Genomic DNA, 23702 nt, shown 5'->3' with positions numbered 1-23702 from the left:
ATCAGTACAGAGCTCCCGTTTCGTTCGGCGGGCCTGCACGACACGGAGGAAAACCGCATGACTGTCCCACCCGGCCATCCGCAACAGCCCTATGGCCAGCAACCGCCGCCTTATGGCCAGCAGCCCGCGGGTGGCTACCCGCAGCAAGGTGGCTACCCGCCCCAGGGTGGCTACCCGCAGCCGCCGCGCAAGAAGAAGGTGTGGCCCTGGGTGCTCGGTGGGGTGCTGGTGGTCCTGCTGCTGGTCGTCGGCGGATGTGTCGCGCTCGTCGGCACGGTCGCCAATGAGATCGAGAACGAGGTGAGCCGGGAGGTCACCGTCTCCTATCAGGCCGGCGGGACCGGTACCTCGACGGTCATCTACACCGATGGCAGCCTCGACGTGGTCACGGAGTCCGATACCGCGCTGCCGTGGTCCAAGGACGTGACGATCACCGGGCTCGTGAAGTTCGTGTCGCTGAGCGTGATGTCGGGCATCGACGGCGGAACGGTGTCCTGCAAGATCACGGTCGGCGACAAGGTGATCGCCGAGGACCAGGCCACCGGCCAGCTCGCCAGCGCCAGCTGCACGGGCGACGCGGGCAAGTAGTTCCCACACCGATCGCGACCCGCCCCGAACATCGACGAGCGGTGCTCGGGGCGGTCCGTACCATCGGCTCCATGCGGATATCACCTCGTCCTCTGGCCGCCCTGCTCGCCCTGGTCGGCATGGTGGCCGCCGGGTGCGGATCGACCGACAAGGAACCGGTGGACGACACTGCCACGCCGATGGGTCATACCTATGTCTCCACCGAGGTCGTCGGCGACGAGATACCGGGCGGCGGTCCGATGACGCTCAGCTTCACCGACGGACGGATCTCGGCGAACTCCGGCTGCAACTCCGCGGGCGGCACCGTCGACCTGAGCAACCACATCCTGCACACCTCGCCGCTGGCAAGCACCCTGATGGCATGTCCCGGCGATCGCGAACGCGCCGACGCCTGGCAGAGCACCTTCCTGGAATCCGACCCCACCTGGCGCCTCGACGGTGATCGGCTGACGCTGACCGGCAAGTCCGTCACGATCCATCTCACCGACAAGAAGATCGTGTCGCCCGACAAGCCGCTGACCGGCACCGCGTGGGTGGTCACCACCATGCTCACCCCGGACGGGCAGATCCGCTCGACCACGCTCGACCAGGTGAGCCCGAATCTCACCATCGGCGAGGGCGGCACCGTCAACGGTTCGGCGGGCTGCAACCGGATCACCGGCACCGCGGGCGTCGGGCCCGGCGACGCGGTGAACTTCGCCGTCGCCACCACCAGGATGATGTGCTCGCCGGAAGTGATGGAGGTCGAGCAGAATGTGCTGCGCGCGCTGGACGGCCGAACCACCGCCACCATCGACGCCGACACCCTCACCCTGCGCAACGACAACGGTTACGGCCTCATCCTGCGCGCCCAGTAGCGGCACATTCTGCGCACGAAACGCGAAGGGCCGGAAACCCACTCGGTTTCCGGCCCTTCGGTGTTCAGTGCTCGATCAGGGCAGCGGACCGCCCGCGGCGATCGCCGACAGGGTGGCGAACTCGTCACCCTTGAGCGACGCACCGCCCACCAGCGCGCCGTCGATATCGGTCTGACGGATCAGCTCGCCGATGTTCTTGGCGTTCACCGAGCCGCCGTAGAGCACGCGCACACCGGCGGCGACCTCCGGGGAAGCCAGCTTCTCCAGCTCGCCGCGGATCGCGCCGCACACTTCCTGCGCGTCGGCCGCCGAGGCGACCTTGCCGGTGCCGATGGCCCAGACCGGTTCGTACGCGATGACGACCTGCGAAATCTGTTCCGCCGTCAGGCCCTCGAGCGAACCACGCAGCTGCTCGAGGTTGTACTCGACGTGGGTGCCTGCCTCACGGACGCCGAGACCCTCACCGATGCAGACGATCGGGGTGATCTCGTTCTTCAGCGCCTGCTCGGCCTTGGCCAGCACGGTCGCGTCGTCCTCGTGGTGGTACTGACGACGCTCCGAGTGCCCGACCACCACGAAGGTGCAGCCGAGCTTCGCCAGCATCGACCCGCTGATCTCACCGGTGTAGGCACCGGAGTCGTGCGACGAGACATCCTGGGCACCGTAGGTGATCAGGAGCTTGTCGCCGTCGACGATCGACTGCACACTGCGCAGATCGGTGAACGGCGGGATCACCGTCACGTCGACCTTCGCGAAGTACTTCTCGGGCAGCGCGAACGCCACCTTCTGCACCAGCGAGATGGCCTCGAGGTGGTTGAGGTTCATCTTCCAGTTGCCCGCGATGAGCGGTTTCCGGGATGCCATCGCTCAGCCCTCCAGCACCGAAATACCGGGCAGCTCTTTGCCTTCCAGGTATTCCAGGGACGCGCCACCGCCGGTGGAGATGTGCGAGAAACCGTCATCGGGCAGGCCGAGGGCACGCACGGCGGCCGCCGAATCGCCGCCACCGACGACCGTGAACGCACCCTTGGAGGTAGCGGTCACGATGGCTTCGGCGACACCACGGGTGCCCGCGGCGAACTTCTCGAACTCGAACACACCCATCGGGCCGTTCCAGAACACGGTCTTCGCTTCCGTCAGCAGTGCGGAGAACCGTGACACCGACTCGGGGCCGATGTCGAGGCCGAGCCAGCCGTCGGGGATCTCGGTCGACGCGACAGTCTTCGTGTCGGCGTCGGCCGCGAACTTGTCCGCCACCACGATGTCGACCGGCAGGTGCAGCACGTCGCCGAAGCGCTCGAGCAGATCCTTGCAGGTGTCGATCATCTCGGCCTGCAGCAGTGAGCCACCGACCGGAAGTCCTTGCGCCGCAAGGAAGGTGAAGCACATGCCGCCGCCGATCACCAGGGTGTCGACCTTGGGGGCCAGCGCCTCGATCACCGCGAGCTTGTCGGAGACCTTGGAGCCACCGAGCACCACCGCGTACGGGCGGGCCGGGTCCTCGGTGAGCTTCTGCAGCACCTCGACCTCGGCCGCGACCAGCGTGCCCGCGTAGTGCGGGAGCTGCTGGGCGACGTCGTAGACCGATGCCTGCTCGCGGTGCACCACGCCGAAACCGTCGGAGACGAACGCACCGTCGTCGCCGACCAGCTCGACGAACGCCGCGGCCAGCTTGGCCCGCGCGGACTCGTCCTTGCTGGTCTCGCGCGGGTCGAAGCGCACGTTCTCCAGCAACAGCACGTCGCCGTCGGTGAGGCCCTCCGAGCGCGAGAGCGCGTCGTAGCCCACCACGTCACCGGCCAGCTGGACATTGCGGCCCAGCAGCTCGGCCAGCTTCGCCGCCACGGGGGCGAGGGAGAACTTGGCGTCGGGCTCGCCCTTCGGGCGGCCCAGGTGTGCCATCACGACCACCTTGGCGCCGGCTTCGACCAGCGCCTGAATGGTGGGCACCGAGGCGATGATGCGGCCCGGGTCGGTGATCTGGCCATTGTCATCGAGGGGAACGTTGAGGTCGGAGCGCACGAGCACGCCCCGGCCCTCGACACCCTCGGCCAGGAGATCCTGAAGTGTCTGAACTGTCATCGCGGTCAGAGCGACTTGCCGACGAGATCGACCAGGTTGGCCAGCCGGTTCGAGTAGCCCCACTCGTTGTCGTACCAGGAGACGACCTTGACCTGGTTGTCGATGACCTTGGTCAGCGGCGCGTCGTAGATCGACGAGTGCGGGTCGGTGACGATGTCGCTCGACACGATCGGGTCCTCGTTGTACTTGAGGATGCCCTTCATCGGGCCCTCGGCAGCGGCCTTCATCGCGGCGTTGATCTCGTCGATGGTGGCCGGCTTCGCCAGGGTGGCGGTGAGGTCGGTGACCGAGCCCGTCGGGACCGGAACGCGCAGCGCGTAGCCGTCGAGCTTGCCCTGCAGTTCGGGCAGCACCAGGCCGATGGCCTTGGCGGCGCCGGTGCCGGTGGGCACGATGTTCAGGGCAGCGGCCCGGGCGCGACGCAGGTCCTTGTGCGGCGCGTCCTGCAGGTTCTGGTCCTGGGTGTAGGCGTGAATGGTGGTCATCAGACCGTTCACGATGCCGAACGAGTCGTTGAGCACCTTGGCGATCGGGCCGAGGCAGTTCGTGGTGCACGACGCGTTGGAGATGATGTTCTGGCTGCCGTCGTACTTGTCGTCGTTGACGCCCATCACGATGGTGATGTCGTCGCCGGTGGCGGGCGCGGAGATGATGACCTTCTTGGCGCCGGCGGACAGGTGACCCTTGGCCTTCTCGGCGGCGGTGAAGATGCCGGTCGACTCGACGACCACGTCGACGTTCAGGTCGGCCCACGGCAGTGCCGAGGGGCCTTCCTTGATCGCGAGCGCCTTGATGCGCTGCTCGCCGACCACGATGGTGTCGCCTTCGACGGAGACGTCCTGCGGCAGACGACCCAGGATCGAGTCGTACTTCAGCAGGGTGGCGAGGGTGTTGATGTCGGTGAGGTCGTTGACCGCGACGATCTCGATATCGGTCTCGCCGACGGCCTTCAGCGCCTCCACCGCACGGAAGAAATTACGTCCGATACGACCGAAGCCGTTGATACCTACCCGGACAGTCACGTTATCGCTCCTCAGCTTTCAAGCGGATTCATTCCGACGATCACCACAGTAGTAGCCGCGCCAGCCTTCACGACAGCCACCTGTGAGTTGTGAGCTCCCGGCCTCAGGCCTGCGGAGACCCCAGAATAAAGGGCAGAGCGGCCATGCATGACCGCTCTGCCCTAATCGTCGGATTCGCCACACCTTGCGGCGTGCGGAGTCTGTGCCTGTACCTACTACGCGTCGTCGAGCAGTTCCGCTGTCACCGCGGACTCGGTATCGGGGATGCCGAGGTCCTTGGCGCGCCGGTCGGCCATCGACAGCAATCGCCGGATCCGGCCCGCGACAGCGTCTTTGGTCATCGGCGGCTCGGCCAGCTGACCGAGTTCCTCCAGCGAGGCCTGCCGATGCTGTACCCGCAGCCTGCCCGCCGCGGCGAGATGCTCGGGGACATCGTCGGCGAGGATCTCGAGCGCCCGTTCGACCCGCGCCGCCGCCGCGACGGCCGCGCGCGCCGAACGACGCAGGTTCGCGTCATCGAAGTTGGCGAGCCGGTTGGCGGTGGCGCGCACCTCCCGGCGCATCCGCCGTTCTTCCCAGGTGAGCCTGGTGTCCTGGGCACCCATCCGGGTGAGCAGGGCACCGATCGCCTCGCCGTCACGCACCACGACCCGGTCCGTGCCGCGCACCTCCCGCGCCTTCGCGGTGATGCCGAGCCTGCGCGCCGCGCCGACCAGCGCCAATGCCGCCTCCGGGCCGGGGCAGCTCACCTCGAGCGCCGAGGAACGACCCGGCTCGGTGAGCGAGCCGTGCGCGAGAAACGCGCCACGCCACGCCGCTTCGGCGTCACCGATGCTGCCGCCGACCACCTGCGCGGGCAGCCCACGCACCGGGCGGCCGCGCACATCGAGCAATCCGGTCTGGCGCGCCAGCGCCTCGCCTTCCTTCGACACCCGCACGACGTAGCGCGAGGTCTTACGCAACCCGCCCGCACCGAGCACATGCACGTCGGAGCCGTATCCGTACAGCTCGAAGATCTCTCTGCGCAGTCGCCGGGCGATGGACCCCATGTCCACCTCGGCTTCCACGATCACCCTGCCCCCTACGATGTGCAGACCGCCCGCAAACCGCAGCAACGCCGACAGTTCCGCTTTACGCGAGCTGACCTGCGACACCACGAGCCTGCTCAGCTCGTCCTTCACCTCGGCTGTCATCGCCACGAGACGCGCTCCTTTCCCACCGACCCCGAACGCTCATCTGGAACACTGTGCACATCTGAGGCACTGTGCCGTCTCTCGAATCGAAGCCCAGTCAGTTGCGACCGCGGCGACCGGATCAGCTGATCCAGTGCGGCGGCAAGTTTTCCGGGATGATGCCGATCCGTTCCCGGCTCGGCGACATCGCAGAACGTTACCCGTGCACGCAACTGTTCGGCGGCTCTTGCCACATGTTCCCGTTGCCGCCCCTCGGGCACCGACGCCGAGTCGACGAGCACGTCGTCGACCGCGAAATCCGGTGCGTGCTGGGACAATACATGCAGATGACGCTCTGCGGAAAAGCCGGCTGTCTCGCCGGGCTCCGCCGCCAGATTCAGCACGAGAACTTTGCGTGCCCGCGTGTGCACCAGCGCCGCGTGCAAGTGCGGCACCAGGACATGCGGAATGACGCTGGTGAACCACGAACCGGGTCCCAGCACAACAACATCCGCGTCCTCGATGGCCGAGGTCGCCTCGGGGCTGGCAGGCGGATCGGACGGAATCAGCCGCACCCGCCGGACCTTACCCGGCGTGGTCGCCACCGCAACCTGACCGCGCACGCACCGGCCGATCCGCGGATCCGACTCCAGGCCCGATACTTCGGCCTCGATGTCGAGCGGAATCGGCGACATCGGCAGCACCCGGCCGGTGATCCGCAGCAGCCTGCCCACCTCGTCGAGCGCGGCCACCGGATCACCGAGGATATCGGTGAGCCCGGCCAGGATCAGATTGCCCACCGAGTGCCCGGCGAGCGCGCCGTTGCCGCCGAAGCGGTGCTGCACCGTCGTGGTCCACACATCGTCGGCGTCGTCGGACAGCGCTGCCAGGGCCATCCGCAGATCACCCGGCGGGAGCATGCCCAGCTCGGCGCGCAGCCGACCGGAGGACCCGCCGTCGTCGGCGACGGTGACGACAGCGGTGATCCGCTTGGTCAGCCTGCGCACGGCCGTCAATGTCGCGTACAGCCCATGGCCGCCGCCCAGCGCGACGACGGCTGGATCGGCGTCGATTCCACTCATTCGCGCCCCAGATCTCGGTGCACGACGCGCACGACATCCACCGCCACGTGCCCGGTATCGGCGCCGATGCGCTCACCCAGTGCCTCGGCGACGGCGACGCTGCGATGTTTGCCGCCGGTGCACCCCACTGCCACGGTCATGTATCGCTTCCCCTCTTGGCGGTATCCGGTCGTCGTCAGGTCGACCAGGTGTTTGCCGGTCTGCAGGTAGTCCCGCGCACCCGGCCTGGACAGCACGTAGTCGCTGACCACCGACTCCTGTCCTGTGTGTTCCCGCAATTCCGGAATCCAATGCGGGTTCGGCAGGAATCGCACGTCCAACACCATGTCGGCATCGAGGGGAACACCGTACTTGAAGCCGAACGACTGCACGGTCAGTTGCAGTGCGGCTGGCGCGCCCGCGCCGTATGCCTCCTCCAGCTTGCGGTGCAACTGGTGGATCGAGAGCTCGGTGGTGTCGATGACGAGGTCGGCGGCCCCCTTGACCGGGGCGAGCCTGGCTCGTTCGGCGGTCAGACCGGCCGAGAGCGTCCCGTCGGGGCTGTCGCTCTGCAGCGGATGACGGCGCCGGGCGAAGCCGAATCGCCGGATCAGCACGTCGTCGGAGGCCTCGAGGAACAGCACTCTGGTGCGGATGCCCGCGCCGCGCAACTGCTCGGTGACACCGGAGAGCTCACCGGTGAAGAACCGGCTGCGCACGTCCATGACCAGCGCGAGCCGCCGGATCGGCGGGTCGGCCGCGGCGCCCAGCTCGATCATCCGCCCGATCAGCTCGGGCGGTAGGTTGTCGGTCACATACCAGCCCAGGTCCTCCAGCACGCGCGCGGCAGTGCCGCGGCCCGCGCCGGACAAGCCGGTCACGATGACCACTTCTACTGGTTGCTGTGTGTCGGTGACCGCCCCGGATTGCCCGGGTGCCGCCCCCGCATTGTTATTCGATTCGACGCGTGTCATGTCCTACCGGATCCGTTTCTGGGTGCCTTTCGATCATCCCGCACCGGTTCGGGTATCGGGCGCAGACACACAACGTACGGCACACGCAATCTTGCGTCCTGCGATACCGGCCGTCGGCGGTTACGGACTGTTGAGTGCCGCGAGTACCGCTTTCGCCGTCGAGACCCCGATTCCGGGCACCGAAGTGATTTCCTCGACGGTCGCGTCCTTGATTCTGGCGACGGAGCCGAAGTGGGTGACCAGGGCGGTTCGCCTCGTCTCGCCGAGGCCGGGCACCGAATCCAGCGCCGATGCCGTCATCCGGCGTGAGCGTTTGCTGCGGTGGAAGGTGATGGCGAAGCGGTGGGCTTCGTCGCGCACGCGTTGCAGCAGGAACAGCGCCTCGCTGTTGCGCGGCATGATCACCGGGTCGGCTTCGCCGGGCACCCAGACCTCTTCGAGGCGTTTGGCCAGGCCGATCACCGCGACATCGGTGATGCCGAGTTCGTCGAGGACCTCGGCGGCGGCGGCGACCTGGGGTGCGCCACCGTCGACGACGTAGAGGTTGGGCGGGTAGGCGAAGCGGCGCGGCCGGCCGGTGGTGGGATCGATGCCGGGGCGCGAGGCGGGGTCGTCGAGCTCGTCGGGTTCGATCTCGACGGGTTGTTCGCGGTCGCGGGCCAGCCGGGCGAAGCGGCGGCGGGTCACCTCGGCGATGCTGCCGACGTCGTCGGAGCGGCCCTCGCCCGCGGCTTCCTTGATCGCGTAGTGGCGGTAGTCGGACTTGCGGGCCAGGCCGTCTTCGAAGACCACCAGCGAGGCCACGACGTCGGTGCCCTGCACGTGGCTGATGTCGACGCATTCGATCCGCAGCGGAGCGCTGTCGAGTTCGAGTGCGTCCTGAATGTCTTGCAGCGCTTGCGATCTCGAGGTGAGGTCACCGGCGCGGCGGAGCTTGTGCTGAGCCAGCGCCTCGGCGGCGTTGCGCTGCACCGTCTCGGCGAGTGCCTTCTTGTCGCCGCGCTGCGGGATGCGCAGCGAGACCGCGGAGCCGCGCATCGTGCTGAGCCACTCCCCGATCTCCGCGGCGTCGGCGGGCAGTTCGGGAACCAGCACTTCCCGCGGGACGACGATGGCGGCATCACCGTTCTGGTCCGCCGTCGCGGCCTGCTCGCCGTAGAACTGGGTGAGGAACTGTTCGACCAGGGCGGCCATCTCGGTCCCCGATTCCGCGACGTCGAGCGCGTCACCGGATTTGTCGACGACCCAGCCGCGCTGACCGCGGACACGTCCGTCGCGGACGTGGAAGATCTGGACCGCGGCTTCGAGTTCGTCGGTGGCGAAGGCGATCACATCGGCATCGGTCCCGGTGCCGAGCACCACCGCCTGCTTTTCGAGGGCGCGGCGCAGTGCCTGCACGTCGTCGCGCAGGCGAGCGGCGTTCTCGAAGTCGAGGTCTTCGGCGGCCTCGTGCATGCGGCGTTCGAGCGCGCGCACCATCTTGTCGGTCTTGCCGGAGAGGAAATCACAGAAGTCCTCGACGATCTGGCGGTGCTCGTCGGCGCTGACCCGGCCCACGCACGGCGCGGAACACTTGTCGATGTAGCCGAGCAGGCACGGACGCCCGATCTGGCTGTGCCGCTTGAAGACTCCGTTGGAGCAGGTTCGCGCGGGGAACACCCGCAGCAACAGGTCGAGGGTCTCGCGGATCGCCCAGGCGTGCGCGTACGGGCCGAAGTAACGCACGCCCTTCTTGCGGGCACCCCGGTAGACGAACAGTCGCGGATACTCCTCGTTGAGAGTCACCGCGAGTACCGGGTAGGTCTTGTCGTCGCGGTATCGCACATTGAACCGCGGATCGAATTCCTTGATCCAGTTGTACTCGAGCTGCAGCGCCTCGACCTCGGTGGACACGACCGTCCACTCGACAGCGGCCGCCGTGGTGACCATCTGCTTGGTGCGCGGATGCAACGAGTACACATCGGCGAAGTAGGAATTCAGCCGACTCCGCAGGCTCTTCGCCTTGCCCACATAGATGACCCGCCCGTGCACGTCCCGGAATTTGTACACACCGGGTTCGACGGGAATCGTGCCCGGCGCCGGCCGGTACGTCGCGGGATCTGCCACCCATCCAGCCTAGCGAGGGGCTCCGACAGGCCCGCATCGCCGAGGCATCGACCCCGGCACGGCGTTCGGCCGCGGAGGGCTCCGGCACCCGCGCCGAACCGCGGCAGCGACGGGCTGGGTGCGCCGGGTGCGCCCCTGTGTAGCGTGGGTGCTCGGATCCTGTACCTGAAAGGACGTCCGATGAGCAACACCGCCGCCCTGCCGCACACCGGTGAGGACCTGTACGACGACGAGGTGACCCCGCACGGCGTCATGCCCGGCACGGTGCGCGGGGCGCGCCTGGTCGCGGCGGTCGCCGCCGCTGTCGGCGTGGTGCTGATCGCGATCACGGTGGCGCTGGGCGGCGCGCTCGGCGCGCTGCTCGCGGGTTACCTGCCGTCCTTCGCGCTGGTCCCGCTGGTGCTGATGTTCCGGCAGGCCGGTGACCTGGTGCGCAAGGCCGCGATCGGGGTCGCGGTGCTGGCGTGTCTGGTCTCGTCGACGGGCATTCTCACCGGGCTGCCGCCGGGCGTGGTCGGCGTCGTGGCCAACGGCGCGGTCGCGGGGATGCTCCTTCGGCCCTCGGCCCGTGCCTGGTTCACCCGCGAACGCTGACCTGCGCCTCGATCCACGCTGTGCGCGTCCGCCGGGCATAGGAGTCGGTAGGCCGGCAGGACTGTCGGCCGACGAATCGGTCAGTCGGCAGTACGGATGCCGTGTTCGGCGAGTGCGTCGATGAGGGCCCGGGGGCGGTCGATGGTGGGGACCGCGTCGACGAGGGCGAAGCGGACACCGAGGGTGGTGGCGCCACCGTCCGCTTCGATGCTGTCGCCGATCATGAGGACACGTTCGGGGTCGACGCCGAGGCGGTCGATGGCGTCGCGGAAGATCTGGGCGTTCGGTTTGATGGCGCCGACTTCGTAGGACAGGGTCATCGCACCGATCAGGTCCGTCCACCCGTGCTTGGCGAAGGCAGGCCGGATGTCGAAGGCGATATTGCTGACGATGCCGACCGGAATTCCTTGGGCGGCCAGCGATGTCAGCACCGTGCCGGTGTCGGGGTACGGGGTCCAGGTGAGTGGGTCGATGAGGCGTTCGTAGAGACGCGTCGCCTGGGTGCCGGGAACGCCGGAGCCGCGCAGCACCTCCAGGTAGGCGTGCCGGTGCAGGGCGGGGTCGAGATCGCGGTTGTCCCAGGCATGTTGGCCCGCCGGATCGAAGGTCATGAACTGCTCGACCGGGGCCGTCATCCGCCGCAGCACTTCGGCTTTCGCCGCGATGTCGAAGGGTGTTCCGTCGTCGCCGACGAGTTCGTCGGCCCAGGTCCGGTCGTCTTCCAAACGGAAGACCGTGCCCGAGTAGTCGAACAGCACCGCATCGATATCCATATCAGCCAGGGTAGCCAGACGGCGACGACGGCTCCGGCGGAAACCGGCCGGAGAGTCCAGGATTCGCGAACACGTCATCCGGGCGTCGAAATCGTCGAGGTGGCCGGTGGCATGCGCCCCGGCGGAAAAAGCTCGAATGGTGTCGGACCGGCGAGTTAGGCTGCCTACATGACGCCAAGGCGACGGACGTGGATCGGGGCCACGACGGCCGCAGTGCTCGCGGTGGGGGTACTGGCCGGATGTTCGACAGATGAGACGGCTGCCGAGTGTACGAGCACGCCCAATGGCACTCCGGTGTCCGCGGCGCCCGCGACCGGTGGGAGTGCGCCGACGTCGCAGAATCTCAGCACCAATCCTGAGATCGCGTCGGGCTATCGCTCGGATATGACCGCGGTGCGCACCAGCACCTACGCGGTGTCGACCGCCAACCCGATCGCCACCGAGGCCGCGTGCCGGGTGCTGCGGGCGGGCGGCACCGCCACCGACGCGCTGGTCACCGCACAGGCGGTGCTCGGCTTGGTCGAGCCGCAGGCTTCCGGCATCGGCGGCGGCGCGTTCCTGGTGCACTACGACGCGAAGTCGCGCACGGTCGACACCTACGACGGCCGCGAGACCGCCCCTGCCGCGGCGACCGAGAACTATCTGCGCTGGGTCAGCGACACCGACCGCACCGAACCCGCGCCGAACACCCGGGCCAGCGGCCGATCCATCGGCGTGCCCGGAGTGCTGCGGATGCTCGAACTCGCCCATCAGGAACACGGGATGAGCGCCTGGAAGGAACTGTTCGATCCCGCGATCAGCCTGTCCGACAGCGGTTTCGAGATCAGCCCACGGCTGGCCGGACAGATCGCCGAATCCGCGAAAGACCTGGCCGCCGACGAGGCCGCGCGCGGCTACTTCCTCGAAGCCGATGGTTCGCCCAAGAAGTCGGGCACCGTCCTCACCAACCCGGCACTGGCGAAAACACTCTCGGCGATCGCGACCGACGGCGCGAAAGCCTTCTACAGCGGCGCCATCGCCCAGAACATCGTCGAGGCGGCCGGCAGCACGGCAGGCGGTCGCACCCCCAGCTCGCTGACCACCACCGACCTGGCGAATTACGAGGCAAAGAAGCGCACCGCGCTGTGCACCGGGTATCGCAAGTACGAACTGTGCGGCATGCCCGCGCCGTCCTCGGGCGGCAGCACCGTCGCCGCGACCCTGGGCATCCTCGCCAACTTCGACATCCCCGCGCTGCGCCCCCAGGAGCTCGATGCCAACGGCGGGCGCCCCGACGCGCAGGCCGTGCACCTGATCTCCGAAGCGGAGCGGCTGGCCTACGCCGACCGCAACAAGTACGTCGCCGACCCGGATTTCGTTCCGCTGCCGGGCAATTCGGCGCTCTCGCTCGTGCACCCGCAGTACCTGAAGGAGCGGTCGACGCTGATCGACCCGCAGCGCAGCATGGGTACCGCCAAGCCCGGCAACCTGGGCCCCGTCCCCCTCGGCAACGGTCCGCAGCCGCCCGAGCACGGCACCAGCCACATCTCCGTCATCGACAAGTACGGCAACGCCGCCGCCATGACCACGACGGTCGAATCGGCGTTCGGGTCCTTCCATCTCGTCGACGGATTCGTGCTCAACAATCAGCTCACCGACTTCGCCGCCGATCCCGTCGACCCCGACGGCACCCCCGTGGCCAATCGGCTCCAGCCCAACAAGCGCCCGCGCAGTTCGATGGCCCCGACCCTGGTGTTCGATCGTGACGACCAGGGCGACCGTGGCGAACTGAAGCTCGTGACAGGTTCACCCGGCGGTTCGGTGATCATCCAGTTCGTCGTGAAAACGCTGGTCAATGTGCTGGACTGGGGCCTTGACCCCCAGCAGGCGGTCTCCGGGGTGTCGTTCGGCGCGGGCAATACGCCGGTCACCGGCGTAGGCGGCGAGCACCCCGACATCGACGCCAGCGACAACGGCGACCACGATCCGCTGGTCGAGAAGCTGCGGGCGATGGGTCACCAGGTATCGGTGGCGCCGCAGTCCAGCGGGCTCAGCGCGCTGCAGCACAACGGCAAGGACGGCTGGATCGGCGGTGCGGATCCGCGCCGCGAAGGAGCGGTCCTCGGCGACACCCGCTGACACACTCACCGGTGCGTCACCACCGAGTGGCGCACCGGTGGTCAGCGCGGTTCAGTCCTGCGGGGCGTAGCGGGCGCCCAGTTCGCGAACGCGCTCGATGGCGTCGGCGGCGTGGGTCTTGTCGTTGGAACGGATCGCCAGCATCGGGACATAGTCGTCGTCGGCCAGTTCGAGGCGGGCCCATGCCTTGCGGTCCGGAAAGGACGCGCCGCGGATGTAGGCCCACGGGTACACCTGCTCGCCCAGGATGTTGCGCACCCCGACGCCCTGGCTGCCCGCGCGCACTCGCGGACGGGTGAGCATCAGTACCGCGCCCGCGCCGACCACCCCGATCAGGATCATCGCGACCTGATCGGCGACCCGGAAGTTCACCCCGGTCGACCCGGTGCGCAGCAGCAGCCCACCGGCGGTGAAGGCGACGACGATGACGATCGCGACCACGATGGCGGTACGGGTCGCCCGGCGCGGACGCACCTCGAACTCCCAGCCCGCGTCGGGCTGGGGAGCACCGCGACGCCAGGTCCGCACCACCGGCACGGTCACACCGATCGCAGCGCGCGCAGGGTGAGCGCGGCGTCGAGAGCGGCGGCGCAGGCCTGCTCGCCCTTGTCCTCCGCCGAACCGGGTAGCCCGGCCCGATCGCGCGCCTGCTCCTCGTCGTTCGTGGTGAGCACGCCGTTGGTGACGGGGGTGGCCGCATCGAGCGACACCCGGGTCAGCCCGGCTGTCACCGCATCACACACGTACTCGAAATGCGGTGTGCCGCCACGGATCACGACGCCCAGGGCCACGACAGCATCGTGGGTGCGCGCGAGCTCCTGCGCGACGACCGGCAGCTCCATCGCACCGGCGCAGCGCACCACGGTCACGTGTTCGACGCCGGCTTGCTTGGCCACCCGTTCGGCATTCGCCACCAGGGTGTCGCAGATCTCGGTGTGCCAGCGCGAGGCGACGATGCCGAGTTTGACGTCTTTGGCTTGCGCCAAGGCGAAGCTCGGAACACCTGTGCCGCTCATCGTTGCCGCCTTTCGTACGAAGTGATCACTGCGCGGTTTCGCCGAGGTCGAGATCGTCGAGGCCGACCAGGTCGTGGCCCATCCGATCCCGCTTGGTACGCAGGTAGTGCAGGTTCTCGGCATTGGCGCGCAACGGCATCGGGACGCGCTCGGTGATCGCGAGACCGTAGCCGTCGAGACCGACCCGCTTGGCCGGATTGTTGGTGAGCAGGCGCATCGAGCGGATGCCGAGGTCGACCAGGATCTGCGCGCCGGTGCCGTAGTCACGGGCGTCGGCGGGCAGACCGAGATCGAGGTTGGCGTCGACGGTGTCGCGACCGGTGTCCTGCAACTGGTAGGCCTGCAGCTTGTGCATCAGGCCGATGCCACGGCCCTCGTGCCCGCGCATGTAGAGGACGACGCCGCGACCTTCCTGATCGACCATCTCGAGTGCCGCGTCCAGCTGCGGGCCACAATCGCAGCGCAGCGAGCCGAAGACGTCACCGGTCAGGCATTCCGAGTGCACCCGCACCAGCACGTCCTCGCCGTCCCCGATGTCGCCACGCACCAGCGCGACGTGCTCGGCATCGTCGAAGATGCTCTGGTAGCCCACGGCCTTGAAATCGCCGTGCGCGGTCGGAATACGGGCCTCGGCCACCCGCACGACATGCTTTTCGTGCTTGCGCCGCCAGGCGATCATGTCGGCGATCGAGATCATCGCCAGGTTGTGCTCGTCGGCGAACACGCGCAGCTCGTCGGTGCGAGCCATGTGCCCGTCGTCCTTCTGGCTGACGATCTCGCAGATCACGCCCGCGGGCCGCAACCCGGCCATCCGGGCCAGATCGACCGCCGCCTCGGTGTGGCCGGGCCTGCGCAGGACGCCGCCGTCCTTGGCGCGCAACGGCACCACATGGCCGGGGCGGGTGAACTCGTCGGCCTTGGCCTGCGCGCTGGCCAGCAGGCGCATGGTGACGGCCCGGTCGGCACCGGAGATGCCGGTGGTGATGCCCTCGCGCGCATCCACCGAGACGGTGTAGGCGGTGCCGTGCTTGTCCTGGTTCATCGCGTACGCGGGCGGCAGGCCGAGCCGGTCGCAGTCGTCGGCGGTCAACGGCACGCAGATGTAGCCGGAGGTGTAGCGGATCATGAACGCGACCAGCTCCGGGGTGGCCTTCTCGGCCGCGAAGATGAGGTCGCCTTCGTTCTCCCGGTCCTCGTCGTCGATGACGACAACAGCCTTGCCGGCCGCGATATCGGCGACCGCGCGCTCGATGCTGTCCAACCTGGTCACGTCTGCTTGCTCCGTATTTTTGGCGGCCGGGGCCGCGGGTTTCTCGGCCCGGTGGGCCTCGATCTTCCCTCCCGGCGGGCACTCCTTCGTCGCACTCTCTGGTCAGTCCAGATCGAGGCGGCCGAGAAACTGCCCTTGGGGATGGCAATGACTTCCTACATTACGGCGTGGCCTCAGGGTGTTCGGTGAGGCCCGGCGCCGACCGGTTCAGCCTCGTTGAGCGAGGCGTTCTACGTACTTGGCGATGACGTCCACCTCGAGGTTCACGGTGGCGCCGACCGGGGCGGTGCCCAGGACGGTGAGGGCGAGGGTGGTCGGGATCAGGGAGACCTCGAACCAATCGCGGGATCCGTCGGCGTTCGGTTCGTCATCGATACCGAGCGCGGAGACGGTGAGGGAAACGCCGTCGACGGTGATCGAGCCCTTCTCCACCACATAGCGCGCGATGGAATCCGGGAGCGAGATCCGCACGACCTCCCAGTTCTCCGACGGGGTGCGCCGGAGCACGGTGCCGGTGCCGTCGACATGGCCCTGGACGAGGTGGCCGCCGAGGCGGCTGTTCAACGCGGCCGCGCGTTCGAGGTTGACCGGCGATCCGGGGACCAAGCCGCCGATGCTCGAGCGCCGCAACGTCTCGTCCATCACGTCGACGGTGAAGCTGTCGCCGTCGATCACGTCGACGACGGTGAGGCAGACGCCGTTGACGGCGATCGAATCGCCGTGTCCGGCATCGGAAGTCACCAGCTTGCCGCGGATCGTCAACCGGGCGGCGTCGGTCAGCGCTTCGGTGGCCACGATTTCGCCGAGCTCTTCGACGATCCCTGTGAACATGCCTGACTCCCTTGTCGCGTCATCCGTACCCGTTGGGCCCAACAGCGGGTGGGTGGCCGCTATTCCCGCGGCGCCACCCAGCTCGTCGCACAGCCTAGTAGCGCGGCCCGTGAGCCCGGGTCGGGGGCCGAACCCGACCGCGCGCAGCACTCGGTCACCGATAGCCGATCGGCGAAGCATCGATTCGATAGCAAACGTGCATAGACATGGAGCAAGACCGCCGTCAATCAATACGGCGGTTGTCCTTCAATCCAATTTTCGGCGAACCGATCCCCGGCATTCATCCGGCTGCCTTAGCCTGGTATTACCCGCCATTACGAACTGGAAACACGGTGAGTGGAATGCTTGCGCCCGCCGCGCCATTGACGCAACATTGTTACGTCAACGATTCCTGCTGTTCAACCAGATGTCGGGTCCTGGAACTGCATGTTCTCCCGACATCATCGCCCGGAGCACTGCGGCTACCGGGAGTTCGCCCCAGGGATAGTCCACCACTCCAGGAAGACAACACTGTGGGTTACAACAGGTTCGCTATATATGGGGGTGCCGCGTGAGCACATTGATCGATTCGACTCTGGAAATGCGCTGCGTGCGTTATCGGCGAGAACTGCACCTACCGGCCAAGATCGATTTCGATTCCCGCCGCATTCTGCTCCAGATCGGCGCGCACTACGGCGCGGTGACCATGCCGGGGGACCTGGGCGAGCGGGTACTGGCCCGGCTGCGCGAGGCCGCGATCGCCGGCCCGGTGGTCGATCACCCCCGTGCGCGACGCTGGACGTTCCTCACCGGCCCGTGCCGACCGGACTCCGTCACCGCGACCGCGTCGGCCGAACTGTTCCGCCTGTACGCGACCGTCGCCTGCACGGGCAGCCAGATCGTGCTGCCCTCCCCCGACGACGAGCGCACCGGCTACCGCACCTGGGTGCAGGAACCCGAATCCGGCGACCAGCGGCCGCCGGTGCAGGCCGTCATCGACGCGGCGCGGGCGCTGGGCACCCGCAAACTCCGCTCCCTGTAACTAGGGCAGCCAGGCCGCGGTGGCCAGGTTGCGCAGTTTCTGGACGGCGGCGCCGGGGTCGGCCGTGTTGTAGACGGCCGACCCGGCCACGAAGCAATCGATCCCGGCCGCGGCGGCCTGCTCGATGGTGTCGTCGTTGATGCCGCCGTCGATTTCGACGACCAGGCGCAGTTCACCCGCGTCGACCAGGTTGCGCACGATCCGTGCCTTGTCCAGCACGCCGGGGATGAACGACTGCCCGCCGAAACCGGGTTCCACGCTCATCACCAGCAGGGTGTCGAATTCGCGCAGGATTTCCAGGTACGGCTCGATCGGGGTGTTCGGCTTCACCGACAGCCCGGCCCGGCCGCCCGCGGCGCGGATATCGCGCGCGACGGCGATCGGATCATCGGTCGCCTCGGCGTGGATGGTGACGTTGTAGGCGCCTGCCTCGGCGTAGCTGGGGGCCCAGCGGCCCGGGTCATCGATCATCAGATGGCAATCGAACGGGATATCGGTGGCCTTCAGCAGGCTCTGCACGATCGGCAGACCCAGCGTGAGGTTCGGCACGAAGTGCCCGTCCATGACATCGACATGGAGCCAATCGCATCCTTCGACAGCGGCGGCCTCGGCGGCCAGATTCGCGAAATCCGCGGACAGGATCGACGGGGCGATCATCGGCTGGGAGGGACGGGAGAACGTCGGAGTGGACACAGCGCGCCAGTGTAGCGACGGCCATGGTGATTGCCCTGCCGGGATATGGGTAGCCTTCTCAGGGTGACCAATTTTTCGGCGGAACATGGGCCTTTCGGCGCCCCGGTGGAGATTCGTGTGGCAGCACAGCTGACGCAGCTGCCAATCGTGCGCGGACTGGCCGAAACACTGGTGCTACTCAGCGATTTCACCCTCGACGAGGTAGCCGACGTGCGCCTCGCCGTGGATGAGGTGTGCTCGACGATCATCGCGATCGCGGGCCCGGATACGCTGCTCACCTGCGAATTCCTCGTCGGTGACGCCGAACTCCAGGTGCGCGTCGACGGTGTCGCTGCGGCGCAGGGCATGCCGGATCAGCGCAGCTTCGGGTGGCACGTGTTGCGCACGCTCTGCGACGAAGTCATCGCCGAACAGCAGGATTTCGACGCAGGCGTGTCCGGGTACCCGACGACGGTCCGATTCCGCAGGGTCCGGGGGAAGGCATAGTGCACGGCGAGGACAACCAGCCCGACCAGCACGACCTCGGCGAACCCGGCAAAACCGACTCCCCTGCCGCGGAGTCGGAGAACGCCGCGGAACCGGACAAGGAAACCCTCGAGCAGGACAGTCTCGAGGAGGAGACCGAAACGCCGGAACCGGTGTCGGGGTACGACGACGTCAGCGCCCTGTTCGAGCGTCTCGCGGCGACCGAGCCGGGCAGTGTCGCGCACGCGGTCGCGCGCGACGCGCTGATCAACCGCTGCATTCCGCTGGCCGATCACATCGCCCGCAAATTCAGCGGCCGCGGTGAGCCGTTCGACGATCTGTCGCAGGTGGCGCGCGTCGGTCTGGTGCACGCGGTGGACCGGTTCGACCTGAGCCGCGGCTCGAACTTCCTGTCCTTCGCGGTGCCGACGATCATGGGCGAGGTCCGGCGGTACTTCCGGGACAACACCTGGGCGATGCGGGTTCCGCGGCGCGTCAAGGAAACCCACCTGCGCATCGGCGCGGCCGTGGATCAGCTGTCGCAGCGACTGGGCCGCTCCCCCACCGCCAAGGAAATCGCCGCCGAACTCGATGTCGACCCCGACGAGGTCACCCAGGCCGTCATCGCGGGCAATGCCTATCAGCCGACGTCGATCGACGCGGCCTCGGTCGGGCGCGACAGCGACGCGTCGCTGCTCGACACGCTCGGCGAGGAAGAGTCGCAGTTCGACCGGGTCGAGGAGTACATCGCGGTGCGGCCGCTGCTGGCCGGCCTGCCCGAACGTGAGCGCCGCATTCTGACCATGCGATTCTTCGAGTCGATGACGCAGACACAGATCGCGTCGCAGCTGGGGATCTCGCAGATGCACGTGTCACGGATTCTCGCGAAAACCCTGGCGCGCCTGCGCGAATTGTCCGAACGGGACTGAACCGGGGACAGGACAACGGCGTCCTCTCCTATGCGCCCTGCCTCGCCCGTCGCAGCTTCGCGGGTGCGCGCAGCCACCAGGCACTGTCGAGCAGCTCGGCGAGCTGCTGTGGGTCGACCGCGTCGAGGTCGATGAGGATGTACGGGTACCCGTCGTAGTGCGGGGTCGTGTAGAAAGCTGGGTCGCCGCAGGCCAGCAGCGCTTCCTTCTCCGTGGGCTCACAGAGCAGAACGAGGCCGCCTTCGGCTTCGTCGCGGAGCCGGGCGAAGCTCTTGCCGCCGACATTCAGGCCGGGACTGCGCCACCAGGTGCCTTCCGCCACTCCCGGCAGTGCCGTCGCCATCGCGACCACCTGATCCCATGTCATCGCCATACGCCGATTCTCCTCTTCGGCGCTCGCTGCTCGCTTGGACGAATGGAACGGCGCCGTTCCCGGTCCGGGGAACGGCGCCGTCGTACTGTCGCGGCTACTTCTTGCGCAACGTCGCCAGGAACATGGCGTCGGTGCCGTGGCGATGCGGCCACAGCTGCGCGGACGGGCCGTCGCCGAGATCGGTGACACCGGGCAGGAACTCGCGGCTGTCGAGTTCTTCGGCGCCGCTGCGGCGGACGAAATCGGCGACCACCGACACTGTTTCGGCGAGATGCGGCGAGCAGGTCGAATACACGACGACACCACCCGGGCGCACCAGATCCCATGCGGCGGTGAGGAGTTCACGCTGCAGGGTGACCAGCTCGGCCACGTCGGCCGGCGTGCGGCGCCAGCGCGCCTCGGGGCGGCGGCGCAGGGCGCCGAGACCCGTGCAGGGCGCGTCGACGAGGACGCGGTCGTAGCCGGGGGTCAGGCCACTGGCGCGGCCGTCCGCGACATGCACGGTGACAGGCAGGTTGCGGGTGGATTTGCGGACCAGCTCGGCACGGTGCTCGGCCGGTTCGACGGCGTCGACGGTGAACAGGTCGATCGCGGCGAGCGCGCCGAGCAAGGCCGCCTTCCCGCCGGGGCCCGCACAGAGGTCGAGCCAGCGACCGTTGTCAGTGCCTTCCAGCGGTGCGCGAGTCAGGGCCAGCGCGACCAACTGACTGCCTTCGTCCTGGACGGCGGCGATGCCGTCGCGGACCGGTTCCAGCTGGCCGGGGTCGCCGCCGTCGAGGTACACCGCGTACGGCGACCAGCGGCCCTCTTCGCCGCCGGTGACCAGCGCGAGTTCTTCGGAGGTGATCTCGCCGGGCCGGGCCACCAGGTGCACGACCGGGCGTTCGTCATCGGCTGCCAGGAGTTCGTCCAGTTCGCCCGCCTGTGCGCCGAGCGCGTCGGCGAAGGCCTGGGCGATCCACTTCGGGTGCGCGTGTTCGAAGGCGAGCTTGCCGACCGGATCGGCCGGGGCCAGCTCGGTGACCCACTCCTCGGCGGTCTTCTCCCCCGCCCGACGCAGCACCGCGTTGACGAAACCGGCACGGCCCTGGCCGAATTCGGCGCTGGCCAGGTCGACGGAGGTGTCGACGGCGGCGTGCGCACCGGTGCGGGTCCGCAGCAACTGGTAGACACCGAGGCGCAGGATATCGAGGATGGGTCCGTCGATCTCGTCGACCGGGCGGCCCGCGCACGCCGAGATCACCGCGTCGAGCTGCCCCTGCGAACGACTCGCGCCATAGGTGAGCTCGGTCGCGAACGCGGCGTCGCGGCCACTGATCTTGCGCTCACGCAACAGCTTCGGCAGCGCGAGATTGGCGTAGGCGTCGCGCTCACGCACCGCCCGCAACACATCGAGAGCGACCTCGCGCGCGGGATCCACCGGCTCACCACGCCGCTTGCGCGGACTGGGCACGCTGGGATCTGGCCGCTCGGGACGACGCGCGGAAGCGGCCTTGCCCGCCGTCCCCGCACGATCGTCGCGCCGGCCCGGGCCACGGCCACGCGAATCACCTTCGCGCACATCACGATCGGGACGGGGCCCGCCACGGCCGGACCGCCCTTCGCCGGAACGTGCCGCGCCCGCGCGTCCTGTCGCACTACGCTCGCCGCGCTGGTCAGCCGAGTCGCGGCCCTGCGCCCGATCGCTCGCACCGCCGAAACCGGGACGGTCATCGGCACGACGAGGCGCCCCCGATCGCGGGGCATCGTCACGTCGGCTCCCCGCGTCGCGCCCTTGCGCCCGGTCGTTCGAGGTGCGGCCGAAACCGGGACGATCGTCCTCGCGACGAGGCGCACCGGAGCGCGCAACGTCACCGCGTTGACTGCCCGCGGCGCGAGTGAAACCAGGACGGTCGTCCGCACGGCGGGGCGCGCCGGATCGATTGCCGCTGCCCTGGTCGTCGCGGCGGGGTCGATCGGCGCCGCCACGGTCGTCGCGGGCGGTCCAGCGGTCGCCGTCCGCGCGCGGGGTGGTGGAGCCCTTCGCGGCGCGGGCGGCCCAGCCGCCGTCGACGTTCTTGCCGGTGATCTTGCGGTCGTCGCGGGGGCTGCTGCCGCGCGGCTCGCCGGTCTTTCCGGTGGGCTGGCGGTCGTCGCGGGACGTGCTGCCCTTCGCGGCGTCGGCTTCGCGGCGGCGCCTGCGGTCGGAGGCACTCATGCCTGCACCTCGCTGTCGCCCAGTTCCGGCATCACTGTGTTCATCCGCCGCTCGTTCATCCGATCACCGTGCCGGGGGCGAGGCGGGCGCCGCGCGCCCAGTCCAGGGCGTTCATCATCTTCTTGCCGGGCGGCTGAACCTGCCCCAGGCGGACCGCTGTGGTCGATGTTCCGACGAAGACGCCGGACTTGCGCACCTCGATCTCGCGTTCGGGCAAGGTTTCCTCCACCATTTCCACCGGGCCGAGTTTGAGGCGCAGCCCGTTCACCTCGGTCCATGCGCCGGGCGCCGGGGTGACGGCGCGGATGTGGCGGTGAATGGCGAGCGCGGGTTCGTCGAACCCGATCCGCCCGGCTTCCACCGTCACCTTCGGCGCATAGGTCACACCGTCATGGGATTGCGGAATCGCTCGCAGCGAACCGTCTTCCACACCGTCCAGAGTTTTCTCGAGCAGCACGGCGCCCGCTTCGGCGAGCCGGGCAAGCAGTTCGCCCGCGGTGTCGGTGAGCCCGATCTTCTCGGTCATCACCCCGTACACCGGGCCGGTGTCGAGGCCTGCTTCGATCAGGAAGGTCGACGCACCGGTCATGTCGTCACCCGCGTCGATGGCCGCCTGCACGGGAGCCGCCCCGCGCCAGGCTGGCAGCAGCGAGAAGTGCAGGTTGATCCAGCCGTGCGCGGGGATGTCGAGCACCTGCTGCGGCAGCAGCGCACCGTAGGCGACGACCGGGCAGCAGTCCGGTGCGAGCTCGGTGAGCGCGGCGACGAATTCGGGCTCGGACGGCTTGCGCGGCGTCAACACCGGAATGCAGTGTTCGTCGGCGAGCTGCCCGACCGGCGAGCGCAGGAGCTTGCGGCCGCGACCCGCGACCGCGTCGGGCCGGGTGACCACCGCGACGACCTCGTGGCCGGCGCTCTCGATCAACCGGCGCAACGACGGCACGGCGGGTTCGGGCGTGCCCGCGAAAACTACGCGCATCAGCGACCACCGCCGACACCGCTGGATTCGCGCACGGTGATCCCGCCGCGGAACCAGTCGGATTCGCGGATGGTGCGCATCGCGTCCTTGCGGTCGGCCGGTTCGAGCCGGTTGATGAACAGCACGCCGTCGAGGTGGTCGTACTCGTGCTGTACGCAGCGCGCGAGCAGACCGTCGGCCTCGAATTCGACCGGCGCACCGGTGACGTCGACCCCGCTGACCCGAACGCGCGCCGCCCGGCGCACGTCGTAACGCACGCCGGGAATCGACAGGCAACCCTCGGGACCGACCTGTTCGTCGGCCCCGACCGCCGACCATTCCGGGTTCACCACATGACCCGCGGCGTCGCCGGTGTCGTAGACGAACACCCGCAGCCCGACGCCGATCTGGGGCGCGGCCATTCCGACCCCACCGTCGTCGTGCATGGTCTCGGTGAGATCGGCGACCAGCGTGGCGAGGTCGGGACCGAACTCGGTGACCGCGTCGGCACGAGAACGCAGGATCGGGTCGCCGAACAGGCGAACGGGCTGAATGGTCACGGCGGCTCCCGGGGAGGACGAATTGCGGTCGTCCCAGTCTAG

General features: G+C 68.5%; 24 protein-coding genes. 7 read left to right on the top strand and 17 right to left on the bottom strand.

All coding sequences use genetic code 11. The annotated features are described in order from the left end of the window. The first annotated feature begins 57 nt into the window (after positions 1-57). Both ACFWFP_RS05145 and ACFWFP_RS05140 read left to right on the top strand, forming a co-directional pair. Complete coding sequence (locus ACFWFP_RS05145) at positions 58-588, top strand: MmpS family transport accessory protein (RefSeq protein WP_379293218.1); 531 nt, start codon at positions 58-60, stop codon at positions 586-588. 71 nt (positions 589-659) lie between these two features. Then, complete coding sequence (locus tag ACFWFP_RS05140) at positions 660-1445, top strand: META domain-containing protein (protein ID WP_379293217.1); 786 nt, start codon at positions 660-662, stop codon at positions 1443-1445. 75 nt (positions 1446-1520) lie between these two features. Here the strand turns inward: ACFWFP_RS05140 and tpiA are convergent, their stop codons facing one another. The 7 genes from tpiA to uvrC form a co-directional block, all read right to left on the bottom strand. After that, the gene (gene tpiA / locus ACFWFP_RS05135) at positions 1521-2309 is read right to left on the bottom strand and encodes a triose-phosphate isomerase (protein ID WP_379293215.1); all 789 of its coding nucleotides are present in this window, start codon (positions 2307-2309) and stop codon (positions 1521-1523) included. A gap of 3 nt (positions 2310-2312) precedes the next feature. Further along, complete coding sequence (locus ACFWFP_RS05130) at positions 2313-3527, bottom strand: phosphoglycerate kinase (RefSeq protein WP_379293214.1); 1215 nt, start codon at positions 3525-3527, stop codon at positions 2313-2315. Positions 3528-3532: 5 nt separating this feature from the next. Next, a complete protein-coding gene (gene gap, locus ACFWFP_RS05125) occupies positions 3533-4549 on the bottom strand; it encodes a type I glyceraldehyde-3-phosphate dehydrogenase (RefSeq protein ID WP_378627065.1) in 1017 nt (338 codons plus the stop codon). A gap of 215 nt (positions 4550-4764) precedes the next feature. Then, positions 4765-5748, bottom strand: a complete 984-nt coding sequence (gene whiA, locus ACFWFP_RS05120; protein ID WP_056810477.1) for a DNA-binding protein WhiA — start codon at positions 5746-5748, stop codon at positions 4765-4767. Beyond that, positions 5739-6803 carry a uridine diphosphate-N-acetylglucosamine-binding protein YvcK gene (yvcK, locus tag ACFWFP_RS05115; protein ID WP_379293212.1) on the bottom strand — a complete coding sequence of 355 codons (1065 nt, stop codon included), beginning with the start codon at positions 6801-6803 and terminating at the stop codon, positions 5739-5741. The genes whiA and yvcK overlap by 10 nt, the downstream gene beginning before the upstream one ends. After that, positions 6800-7756: an RNase adapter RapZ gene (gene rapZ, locus ACFWFP_RS05110; RefSeq protein WP_379293211.1), complete on the bottom strand. Its 957-nt coding sequence runs from the start codon at positions 7754-7756 to the stop codon at positions 6800-6802. Before rapZ ends, yvcK begins: the two co-directional genes overlap by 4 nt. Positions 7757-7876: 120 nt before the next feature. Then, complete coding sequence (gene uvrC / locus ACFWFP_RS05105) at positions 7877-9862, bottom strand: excinuclease ABC subunit UvrC (RefSeq protein ID WP_379293210.1); 1986 nt, start codon at positions 9860-9862, stop codon at positions 7877-7879. Positions 9863-10042: 180 nt separating this feature from the next. Here uvrC and ACFWFP_RS05100 point away from each other — a divergent pair, with 180 nt between their 5' ends. Then, positions 10043-10456 carry a hypothetical protein gene (locus tag ACFWFP_RS05100; protein ID WP_379293209.1) on the top strand — a complete coding sequence of 138 codons (414 nt, stop codon included), beginning with the start codon at positions 10043-10045 and terminating at the stop codon, positions 10454-10456. A gap of 80 nt (positions 10457-10536) precedes the next feature. Here ACFWFP_RS05100 and ACFWFP_RS05095 read toward each other — a convergent pair whose 3' ends face one another. Continuing rightward, on the bottom strand, positions 10537-11229 hold the full coding sequence (locus ACFWFP_RS05095; RefSeq protein WP_379293208.1) for an HAD family hydrolase: 693 nt from the start codon (positions 11227-11229) through the stop codon (positions 10537-10539). A 168-nt stretch (positions 11230-11397) separates the two neighbouring features. Between ACFWFP_RS05095 and ggt the strand changes: the two genes are divergently transcribed. Continuing rightward, positions 11398-13347 (top strand): gamma-glutamyltransferase, encoded by a 1950-nt coding sequence (gene ggt / locus ACFWFP_RS05090; protein WP_379293207.1) that lies wholly within the window; start codon positions 11398-11400, stop codon positions 13345-13347. A gap of 51 nt (positions 13348-13398) precedes the next feature. On the opposite strand, the gene ACFWFP_RS05085 is transcribed toward ggt, so the two are convergent. The 4 genes from ACFWFP_RS05085 to ACFWFP_RS05070 all read right to left on the bottom strand — a co-directional run bounded on the left by ACFWFP_RS05085 (position 13399) and on the right by ACFWFP_RS05070 (position 16464). After that, positions 13399-13884 (bottom strand): PH domain-containing protein, encoded by a 486-nt coding sequence (locus ACFWFP_RS05085; protein ID WP_379293774.1) that lies wholly within the window; start codon positions 13882-13884, stop codon positions 13399-13401. A 2-nt stretch (positions 13885-13886) separates the two neighbouring features. Beyond that, a complete protein-coding gene (gene ribH, locus ACFWFP_RS05080; RefSeq protein ID WP_358062696.1) occupies positions 13887-14363 on the bottom strand; it encodes a 6,7-dimethyl-8-ribityllumazine synthase in 477 nt (158 codons plus the stop codon). 25 nt (positions 14364-14388) lie between these two features. Then, on the bottom strand, positions 14389-15633 hold the full coding sequence (locus ACFWFP_RS05075; protein ID WP_378627050.1) for a bifunctional 3,4-dihydroxy-2-butanone-4-phosphate synthase/GTP cyclohydrolase II: 1245 nt from the start codon (positions 15631-15633) through the stop codon (positions 14389-14391). Between the two features lie 207 nt (positions 15634-15840). After that, positions 15841-16464 carry a riboflavin synthase gene (locus tag ACFWFP_RS05070; RefSeq protein WP_379293206.1) on the bottom strand — a complete coding sequence of 208 codons (624 nt, stop codon included), beginning with the start codon at positions 16462-16464 and terminating at the stop codon, positions 15841-15843. A 550-nt stretch (positions 16465-17014) separates the two neighbouring features. Between ACFWFP_RS05070 and ACFWFP_RS05065 the strand changes: the two genes are divergently transcribed. After that, on the top strand, positions 17015-17485 hold the full coding sequence (locus ACFWFP_RS05065; protein WP_379293205.1) for a hypothetical protein: 471 nt from the start codon (positions 17015-17017) through the stop codon (positions 17483-17485). Here the strand turns inward: ACFWFP_RS05065 and rpe are convergent, their stop codons facing one another. Continuing rightward, positions 17486-18142, bottom strand: coding sequence for a ribulose-phosphate 3-epimerase (rpe, locus tag ACFWFP_RS05060; protein WP_379293772.1), 657 nt, complete (start codon positions 18140-18142; stop codon positions 17486-17488). Between the two features lie 153 nt (positions 18143-18295). Between rpe and ACFWFP_RS05055 the strand changes: the two genes are divergently transcribed. Together ACFWFP_RS05055 and ACFWFP_RS05050 are read left to right on the top strand one after the other, a co-directional pair. Continuing rightward, positions 18296-18664: an ATP-binding protein gene (locus tag ACFWFP_RS05055; RefSeq protein WP_245914802.1), complete on the top strand. Its 369-nt coding sequence runs from the start codon at positions 18296-18298 to the stop codon at positions 18662-18664. After that, a complete protein-coding gene (locus ACFWFP_RS05050; protein ID WP_379293204.1) occupies positions 18664-19572 on the top strand; it encodes an RNA polymerase sigma factor SigF in 909 nt (302 codons plus the stop codon). Before ACFWFP_RS05055 ends, ACFWFP_RS05050 begins: the two co-directional genes overlap by 1 nt. A 28-nt stretch (positions 19573-19600) precedes the next feature. On the opposite strand, the gene ACFWFP_RS05045 is transcribed toward ACFWFP_RS05050, so the two are convergent. The 4 genes from ACFWFP_RS05045 to def all read right to left on the bottom strand — a co-directional run bounded on the left by ACFWFP_RS05045 (position 19601) and on the right by def (position 23660). Further along, a complete protein-coding gene (locus ACFWFP_RS05045; protein ID WP_379293203.1) occupies positions 19601-19945 on the bottom strand; it encodes an MmcQ/YjbR family DNA-binding protein in 345 nt (114 codons plus the stop codon). A 94-nt stretch (positions 19946-20039) separates the two neighbouring features. Further along, entirely contained in the window at positions 20040-21506 is a 1467-nt protein-coding gene (locus ACFWFP_RS05040) for an RsmB/NOP family class I SAM-dependent RNA methyltransferase (protein WP_379293770.1), read from the bottom strand. Between the two features lie 691 nt (positions 21507-22197). After that, complete coding sequence (gene fmt, locus ACFWFP_RS05035) at positions 22198-23121, bottom strand: methionyl-tRNA formyltransferase (protein WP_379293202.1); 924 nt, start codon at positions 23119-23121, stop codon at positions 22198-22200. Continuing rightward, entirely contained in the window at positions 23121-23660 is a 540-nt protein-coding gene (gene def / locus ACFWFP_RS05030) for a peptide deformylase (RefSeq protein ID WP_378627041.1), read from the bottom strand. Before def ends, fmt begins: the two co-directional genes overlap by 1 nt. Between the last annotated feature and the right edge of the window lie 42 nt (positions 23661-23702).

The sequence above is a fragment of the Nocardia sp. NPDC060249 genome, assembly GCF_042728755.1.
In the GTDB taxonomy this organism is placed as follows: Bacteria; Actinomycetota; Actinomycetes; order Mycobacteriales; family Mycobacteriaceae; genus Nocardia.
Note: the sequence above shows the minus strand (reverse complement) of the source record. Positions and strands in the feature narration are given on the sequence as shown.

Excerpts from the sequence above, each read along its gene's own strand:
- ACFWFP_RS05100 (WP_379293209.1), top strand. The coding sequence starts at position 10,043 with ATGAGCAACACCGCCGCCCTGCCGCACACCGGTGAGGACCTGTACGAC.
- ACFWFP_RS05095 (WP_379293208.1), bottom strand. The coding sequence starts at position 11,229 with ATGGATATCGATGCGGTGCTGTTCGACTACTCGGGCACGGTCTTCCGT.
- ACFWFP_RS05145 (WP_379293218.1), top strand. The coding sequence starts at position 58 with ATGACTGTCCCACCCGGCCATCCGCAACAGCCCTATGGCCAGCAACCG.
- ACFWFP_RS05130 (WP_379293214.1), bottom strand. The coding sequence starts at position 3,527 with ATGACAGTTCAGACACTTCAGGATCTCCTGGCCGAGGGTGTCGAGGGC.
- ACFWFP_RS05070 (WP_379293206.1), bottom strand. The coding sequence starts at position 16,464 with ATGTTCACAGGGATCGTCGAAGAGCTCGGCGAAATCGTGGCCACCGAA.
- tpiA (WP_379293215.1), bottom strand. The coding sequence starts at position 2,309 with ATGGCATCCCGGAAACCGCTCATCGCGGGCAACTGGAAGATGAACCTC.
- rpe (WP_379293772.1), bottom strand. The coding sequence starts at position 18,142 with ATGATCGCCCCGTCGATCCTGTCCGCGGATTTCGCGAATCTGGCCGCC.
- fmt (WP_379293202.1), bottom strand. The coding sequence starts at position 23,121 with ATGCGCGTAGTTTTCGCGGGCACGCCCGAACCCGCCGTGCCGTCGTTG.
- yvcK (WP_379293212.1), bottom strand. The coding sequence starts at position 6,803 with ATGAGTGGAATCGACGCCGATCCAGCCGTCGTCGCGCTGGGCGGCGGC.
- ACFWFP_RS05045 (WP_379293203.1), bottom strand. The coding sequence starts at position 19,945 with ATGGCGATGACATGGGATCAGGTGGTCGCGATGGCGACGGCACTGCCG.
- rapZ (WP_379293211.1), bottom strand. The coding sequence starts at position 7,756 with ATGACACGCGTCGAATCGAATAACAATGCGGGGGCGGCACCCGGGCAA.
- ribH (WP_358062696.1), bottom strand. The coding sequence starts at position 14,363 with ATGAGCGGCACAGGTGTTCCGAGCTTCGCCTTGGCGCAAGCCAAAGAC.
- ggt (WP_379293207.1), top strand. The coding sequence starts at position 11,398 with ATGACGCCAAGGCGACGGACGTGGATCGGGGCCACGACGGCCGCAGTG.
- ACFWFP_RS05140 (WP_379293217.1), top strand. The coding sequence starts at position 660 with ATGCGGATATCACCTCGTCCTCTGGCCGCCCTGCTCGCCCTGGTCGGC.